The organism is Bifidobacterium vespertilionis (assembly GCF_008698145.1).
In the GTDB taxonomy this organism is placed as follows: domain Bacteria; phylum Actinomycetota; class Actinomycetes; order Actinomycetales; family Bifidobacteriaceae; genus Bifidobacterium; species Bifidobacterium vespertilionis.
In genome coordinates this window covers 43352-51043 of record NZ_RZNZ01000019.1, presented here as the reverse complement: position 1 = coordinate 51043, position 7692 = coordinate 43352, and the positions used below count along the sequence as shown (strand labels likewise).

General features: G+C 62.1%; 3 protein-coding genes. 1 reads left to right on the top strand and 2 read right to left on the bottom strand.

Features of this window, described 5'->3' with window-relative positions; genetic code table 11:
- Positions 1-4092, bottom strand: a 4092-nt coding sequence (locus EMO90_RS12625; protein ID WP_150395002.1) for a leucine-rich repeat domain-containing protein, incomplete at its 3' end; no start/stop codon positions are given.
- A gap of 636 nt (positions 4093-4728) precedes the next feature.
- Between EMO90_RS12625 and EMO90_RS11105 the strand changes: the two genes are divergently transcribed.
- Complete coding sequence (locus EMO90_RS11105) at positions 4729-5967, top strand: ATP-binding protein (RefSeq protein WP_150354758.1); 1239 nt, start codon at positions 4729-4731, stop codon at positions 5965-5967.
- A gap of 267 nt (positions 5968-6234) precedes the next feature.
- Here the strand turns inward: EMO90_RS11105 and EMO90_RS11100 are convergent, their stop codons facing one another.
- Positions 6235-7524, bottom strand: coding sequence for a family 43 glycosylhydrolase (locus EMO90_RS11100; protein WP_150354757.1), 1290 nt, complete (start codon positions 7522-7524; stop codon positions 6235-6237).
- Positions 7525-7692: the final 168 nt, after the last annotated feature.

Below are 7692 nucleotides of genomic sequence, written 5' to 3'. Positions count from 1 at the left end.
GTTCGCGTTGCGCAGCGCGGACGCGAACGCCTCCCAGGACTCCGCCGTGTAGTCCGACTCCGTGAGCTCGCCCGCGGCATCGACCGCGGCCTGCAGATCGGACTTGTCGACCGACGGCTTGTCGGCCGGCTTCAACGCGCCACGCGCCTCGGCCAGCCGCCTGACCGCGTCATCCACGCTCTCCTGCGTGGCCTGATCATCAACCAGAACCGTGTTCGCATTACGCAGCGCGGACGCGAACGCCTCCCACGACTCAGCCGTGTAATCCGACTCCACAAGCTTGCCGGCCTCATCGACCGCGGCCTGCAGATCGGACTTGTCGACCGACGGCTGCGCGGCGGTCACCTTCAGCGTTACGGGCAGAGTGTACTTGATCTTGCCGTCCGGTATGACGTAGTCGTAGGTCACGGTGTCGCCCGTGATGTTCTTGAGCGTCGTACCGTCGAGTTCGGCGCCCTTGAGATCATTCACCTTGGCGGGATCGAACCAGTCGGCGATGGTCTTCAGATCGAACACGCCGTCCGTCGCCTGCACCTCGACTGCGATCTGGTCCTTGGCGTTGATGCTGGTCAAAGCATGCTGCGTCGTCTCCGGCAGCCGGATGGCCGCCAGCGCGTTGACGCCCACGTTGATGTACGTCAGCTTGCCGTTGGCGGACAGGTCCAGCGCGGGCGCGATCTGATTGTCGGCGATGTCGAGCCTCTTCAGCCCGGTGAGCTTGGACACGTCCAGCGCGGTGAGCTTGTTGCTGCTCAGGTCGAGCTTTTCAAGATTCACCAGGGTGGACAAATCCACGGCGGTGATCTCGTTGCGGTCCACGATCAGCTGCTTCAGCGCGGTGAAGTGCTCAATGCCCTTGAGGTCCTTGATGCCTGCCACGGGAGCGGTGATGTCGGTGACCGCGGCGATCTCCTTATCGCTCAGATTGCCGTTGCCGTTGGTGTCGTAGTCCTTTACGAGCTTCAGGAACGCAGCGTCCGGGAAGTTCGCCTGATCCACATCCACCACGGGGGTCTCAGGAACCGTCACATCGCCGGTCTTCGCGGCCCACACGGCGGCGAGGCGCAGGTTGTATCCGCTGTTGCCATCGGTGCCCACGGTCACATCGACCACGGAATCCTTGGCCACCTCCACGGACTGGACGACCGTGTCGTTGGCGTCGCTCAGGCCCGTGAGGGTCTTGCGAGCGCCGATCGTCTCATCGCCCACCTTCACGGTGGAGTAGATGCCGTTCGGGTACTTGACGTGCGACTGGACGGCGCCGATGTTGTACTTGCCGGCCTTGAGGGTCAGGTGGTACGTGATCTGGCCGTTCTTGGAGTCGTAGTCGGCGGAGACGAAGGAGTTGTTCCATCCGTTGGACTTCGCGTCGACCACGCCGGTGCCGGTGCCGCCCGAGTAGCCCCAGGTCTTGCCGGATGCCTTGCCATCCCACTGCTGGTCGGCGCTCTGGTTGAGCAGCGCGTCGCCCAGAGCGGCCTTCACCGCGTCGTAGTCGGGCGTGGCGGCGGAAGCGGCCGCGCCGGAATCGGCGAAGTACACGGTGTTGGCGGGCACGTTGAGCACGGTCGCGGAAACGGGGGTGCCGTCGGCGGAACCGGTCGCGTTGATGCTCGCCACGACGGAGGCCTTGGCGGAGGCGGCGCTCACGGAGGCGGCCGACCACGTCACGGCGGTGTCCTTGCCGTCGATCGAAACGGTCGCGGGCAGCTTGCCGGCGGTCGCGACGATGGTGCTGTCAAGGACGGTCGCCTTCTTGGAGACGGTGAACCAGTTGAGGATCGGGTCGGCGGTGGCGTTCGCGGCGCGGGTCACGGAGAACGTGACGGTCTGCGCCTTGTCCAGCGTGAACGACACGGTTCCGGTGGCATCGGCCGCGCTCTTGCTGGTGGCGGCGGAGCCCTTGCCAAGCTCGGCGCCGTCGGCGGCGGCGACCGTCAGGTCCATCGCGCGGTTGTCGGTCCACTGGGCCCACCAATCGTGGAAGCCCGCGTCGAGCGTGTACGATCCGGCATCGAGCGGCAGCTTGTAGGAGATGATCGTTCCGCTGTTATTGGTGTACAGGCCCGTGTCCGCCTTGCCGTTGCCGGCGTCGGACTTCGCGACGACGTTGCTGCTCACGTAGCCCCAGCCGGTGCCGTCGCTCACCTGATCGGGCGTGGCGTTCTTCAGGCCCGGGACCGCGGCCTTCACAGCAGCGTAGTCGGAGGCAGAGGCCTCATCCTTGGCGCCGGAATCGACGTAGTAGGTCAGACCGGGGGCGATGATCTGCACGGAGACGTTGTAACGGGCGCCATCCACCGTGAAGTTAAGGGACAGCGTGGCGCCGGCGGCCGCGGAGACGACCTGATCGTTGGCACCATCGGCCCACGAGACCGCCACGTCCCTGCCGTCGATCTTCAGCGTTTCGGGCAGCAGCGATCCCTGCTCGAGCACGATCGAGCCATAATCCTTCGGTGCGGAATACAGCGACTCGTCGAACGGGTTCCAGGACGCACGACCGGAGATGTTGATCGGCTTATCGGCATTGCCGGTGATCTCGATCGGCAGCCAGATGAGCTTGGAATTCTGTCCGGCGGAACCGGTCCTGCCGTCCACCACCCAGCGGTCGCCCATGTAGATGAACTGGCCCTTGTCCTGATCCTCCACCAGCACGTAGGTGGGCTGCGAATCATATCCCTTGGAAGGATTGTCGCCGGTGAACGGGTTGCCGAGCTTCTCCCAGACGGCATCCTGCAGCACGCTCTTGGCGCGGTAGTAGATCACCGGCGTGGAATTCCAGCCATCAGTGCCGGAGGTAATCATGTAATACCAGCCGTCGTGGTAGAACAGCGCGGATGCCTCGCGGGAGTTGTCCGGCAGTACGCGAGATCGCCAGGTATGGTCGCCCTCGGGTTCGGAATCGCCGGCGGCGATCGGCGCGGTGTACTCCTTGTTGAGCAGCGAGATGTACATTTTCGCGTTCATCTCGGAGGAATAGACGGCGTAGGCGTCGTCCGCGCCATCGTTGTTCACGTCGTGGCCGTAGTCCACGAACACGGTCATGTCGCGCGATTCGCCGAATCGGGTGGCGTGCAGCGACTTGTCGAAGTTCATGCGCGTGGAATTGACCATCTTGAACGGTCCGAACGGACTGTCGGAAACGGCGAAACCGATCTGCGCGCGGGAGTAGCGCGACCCGGTGTTCTTGGCCGTCGCGTCGTTGTTGGCGATACCTTGTTCAAAGTACGTCTTGCCGCCCGTGACGCCGAGGCCGGACTTGGTCAGGCCCTCGATCCACTTGATGCGGTCGGCGTTCGCGTTGACGGCGCCATCGGAGTGGAAGATCGCCACGAACTGCTTGGTGGCCTTGTTGTACACCACCTTGGGACGCTCCACGATGTTGTACATGCCGTAGAGGTATTCGAACCCGATCTTCAGGCTGGCCTCGTCATATGCGATGGCCTTGCCGTTGGAATCACGCTCGGTCACGTACGGTTCGATGAACGCCTTGGCCGACTTGGCGTCCTCGGTGTCCTCACCGGAATTGGCAAGATCCTTGAGCGTCTGCAGATTCGCCTCATCGAGGACCGTGTACTTCTGGGAGCCCGCGGCGTAGTTGGTGGTCTTGCCGTCCTGGGACACCTTGTGATCGGCGAAGTACTGCTGCGAGTCGTAGTCCGTATACGATTCGTCGCCGCTGATGGAGATCACCTTGTTGGGCAGCACGTTGTGCGTCCGGAGCACATTGCCCATGTAGTGCCAGTTCTCAAGATCAGTGGACCAGTAGCCGTTGATGCCGTCCACGGGACGGGTGGCATTGGTCTTCTTCTCGCCATAGAGCAGATACACGTCGTCGTCCGTGTCGCCATCGCCGGTCACGTCGATGCCGAACTCGGCCTCATTGACCTTGTTGGCGGCACCACCGTGGGCTTCCAGCAGATTCCCATCGGTGTCCTTCCAGGACGGCCCAACCTCGATTTGCGAGGACTGGACGGCCTGGGTGGCGACTGCATCCGCGGATCCGGCGGCGATCGCCGTGCCCGAGACGAGACCCGCGCCAAGCGTGGCGACCGCCGTGGCCGCCGCTATGACCCGTAGTTTCCTTGTCATACTCTTCCTTTGCATCATTGCTGTTCCATACTTGAACGTTTCAGACATGGTGATACAAACGCGGGCAAACACTCCTTCCTTGTTAACGCCGCACCGCGTGCTGCATACCCAAAACGCCTTGTTCTTTCCATATCCGATCATTCTCATCGCAGAAAACGATCAGATACGGCCAGTTTAAATCATGATTGCGCATGCTTGCACCTCGACACGCTCTGAAACGAATCAGAAAACCTTCGGAAGGAATCCCATGACCAGCACTCAGCAGGTATTCCCGCCATCATCCTGAGCGCAGTCCCCAGTCATCCTGAGCACGCAGTCCCCAGTCATCCTGAGCGGAGCGAAGGATCCTTAAACTTGTGCACCAATGACCAATGCACAACGACGAAGGATCCTTCGACTCCTCTACGCTCCGCTCAGAATGGGAACCATCCCGTCCGCCCAGGACGACGGGGCGGGGCTACAACCCTGCTCAGGATGACGTTGTCTTCTGCACAGGCCCGGCCATTCGAAGCCCAGACTTTTACTAGCATAACCGGAAAAGTATCCTCGATAACCATACTTTCCCGGTTATACTAGTAAAAGTATCGCGCGCAAATGCGTGGAATAGGAATAACAGCGCGGAACGGGGGGAACGGGATGGAGCTCAAGCCAAGGCCCATGTATCTGGATAAATTGCTCGCGCTGCGGGACAACGGCCTGATCAAGGTCATCACCGGCATGCGCCGATGCGGGAAGTCCTCGCTACTCGCATTGCTGGAACAGCGCCTCACGCAAGACGGCGTCGACCGCGAGCACATCATCGCGATCAACCTCGAGGAGTTCGAGTATGCGGATTACGACGCCGAACGGCTGCACCGGCACATCGCCGAGCGACTTGGCAAAGGCGGCGGAAACTACATCCTGCTGGATGAGGTGCAGCTGGTCGATGGATGGGAGCGCGCGGTCAACGCGCTGCGGGTCGAAGCCGATGCCGACATCTACCTGACCGGATCGAACGCGCACCTGCTTTCCAGCCAGCTCTCCACGCTGCTATCCGGCAGATACGTCCAGATCGGCGTATTCCCCCTGACCTACTCGGAGTTCCTCGATTACACAGGGCAGGCAAGCTCCGGCGAGGCGTTCACCCGATACACCACATACGGCGGTCTGCCGCCGGTCGTCGATCAGGGAACGAACCAAGCGTTGGCGCGCACCGTGCTCTCAGGCATCTACGACACCATCTTCGTGCGGGACATTGCCCAACACCTGCAGATCCGCAACCCACTGGTGTTCAATGACGTGGCCCGATATCTTGCCGACGTCGCGGGATCACCCGTGTCGGTCACGAAGATCGAGCATCGGCTGAAAAGCGCGCGCCGGCCGACCGCCAACGAGACCATCGAGCGATACATCTCGGGCCTGATGGACGCATTCCTGTTCTACAGGGCCCAGCGCATCAATGTCAGGGGCGGCGATTACCTGCAGGGGCTGAGCAAATATTATCCATCCGACCCGGGCATCAGGAACATGCTGCTCGGATTCCCCGGCGGCGATTTCGGCCCCCTGCTGGAGAACGTCGTCCACAACGAGCTCAGGGTGCGCGGCTACAGCATCCAGGTGGGCAAGATGGACGATCTGGAGATCGATTTCGTCGCCACACGCTTGCGCGATGACATGAGCGTCGAGCGAATGTTCATCCAGGTAAGCGCCAGCATTTTGGACAAGGGAACCCGCGAACGCGAATTCGCCCCGTTCGCGCGTCTTGCAGGCGTCCCCGGCCGGCGCATGATCCTCACGCTGGACACGTTCGGACTGGGTACGACCGACGGCGTCGAGGTGGTCAACGCACTCGACTGGCTCACGAGCGGAAACGAGGCGTCACGGGGAGCGGACTGACCGTCACTCGGAGCAACTCACGCATCACGGGGAGCGGGTGATGCGTCACGCGGAGCGACTTGCGTCACACGGCGCGATCGCACCCCGTGACGCCATCCGCGCCGCGTGACGGCTGGTTCGCTCCCCGTGACGCGCAAAGTCGGAACGGGGGTGTTCTTCGTCATCCTGAGCGCAGCGAAGGATCCTTAACACTCCCACCACCAATGACCTTGTGCGGAATGACGAAGGATCCTTCGACTCCGCTACGCTCCGCTCAGGATGACGCGATCAGCGCCCCGCTTCCACCACCGCGGCGGCGGAGACGGTCACCCAATTGTCATCGCTGCCGTATGCGGTGCCGTTCTTGGTGGCCCACACACCGTGTTCGCCATCCACGGTCACGCTCAGATCGTACCGTCCGGCCGGCAGTTCCGGGCTTTCGAACATGATCCGCTCGCCGCAGTCGCAGGCGGGCGTGTAGAAGTCCACCGTGGTGTGCAAACGGTATCCGTCCGACCCGGTGAGTTCCACGGTGGCGTAGCCGCTCGACCCGGTGCGCAGGCCAAGCACCTGCACCCGCTCCCCAGCATTCACGTCAACGGATGCGTGGGCGCCGGCACCGCGCACATTTGAACGGAACACCAGCGGCAGCGCCCGTATCTCATCGGCAACCGGCTTCGCGGTGCGCGAGTCCCACACCTGCATATACCCGTCCAGCCGCAGCGCGCCGTCCTTCACCTCCAGCGGCAGCCAGACGTAGGTGGCGCTGGATGCCTGATGCGGGTAGGACCAACGGTCGCCGGTGTAGACGTGCCGCACGGTTCCGTCCGCCAGAGTGAGCGGGAAGATGAACGAGCACTGGGAATCCCACGTGCACGTCCCCTCCGGCGCGAACAGTCCGCGGTTGGTCCACGGTCCGGCCGGCGTGGGGGCGGTCAGGTAGTAGTTGTCGTTGCGATCCCAGCCTGTCTTGTTGGAGAACATCAGATAATACGCATCCCCGATGTGCGCCATGGCCGGGGATTCGCCGCCGACCGCCACCTCGTGCGCCACCAGCTCCTCGGCGGTCAGGTAATCGGCGGACAGTCGGTAGATGTCACCCTCGTGCAGCAGCAGGTATCCGGTGCCGTCATCGTCCTGAAACGTGCCCATGTCCCACTTGCGGATCGGCTCTCCGTTGCATGTCAGCGCGCCCAGAACCGTATAGGGGCCGGCGACCGCATCGGCCTGGGCCACGATGATGTGCGGATCCATGTAGCGCATGTCGTCGGAGTGAGCGTACATCACGTATTTCCCGGTGGACGGGCAGCGCATCACCTTGACGCGCTCGCCCACGCGATCGGGGCCCATCAGGCCATCGGGCTGGGGGGCCAGCGCCATGCCCAGATGGGTCCAGTGGGACAGATCGGGCGACGAATAGCAGGAGAAGCCGTTGAACCTGTTGACGTCATCGGTCTTGTACTCGCCGAACAGGTAATAGGTGCCCGCATCTTCGAGGATGCATGAGGCGTGCGCGTTCACAATGTCGCCATTGTCATCGAACCACGGCACACCATTGAGGATGGTTGAAGTAGTCATGTTTCACAGAATATCATCGAAATGAAAAGAACACGCTCATATTTTCATGAAATGAAATCCATGATTTCATGCAGATTACCGCGCATCCGTCAAAAAGCCGAAATTCAGCCACTTCAAACGGTTTTCATCGTGTATACTGAGATGCAGGCGCATTGAAAACGTGCAATG

Excerpts from the sequence above, each read along its gene's own strand:
- EMO90_RS11105 (WP_150354758.1), top strand. The coding sequence starts at position 4,729 with ATGGAGCTCAAGCCAAGGCCCATGTATCTGGATAAATTGCTCGCGCTG.
- EMO90_RS11100 (WP_150354757.1), bottom strand. The coding sequence starts at position 7,524 with ATGACTACTTCAACCATCCTCAATGGTGTGCCGTGGTTCGATGACAAT.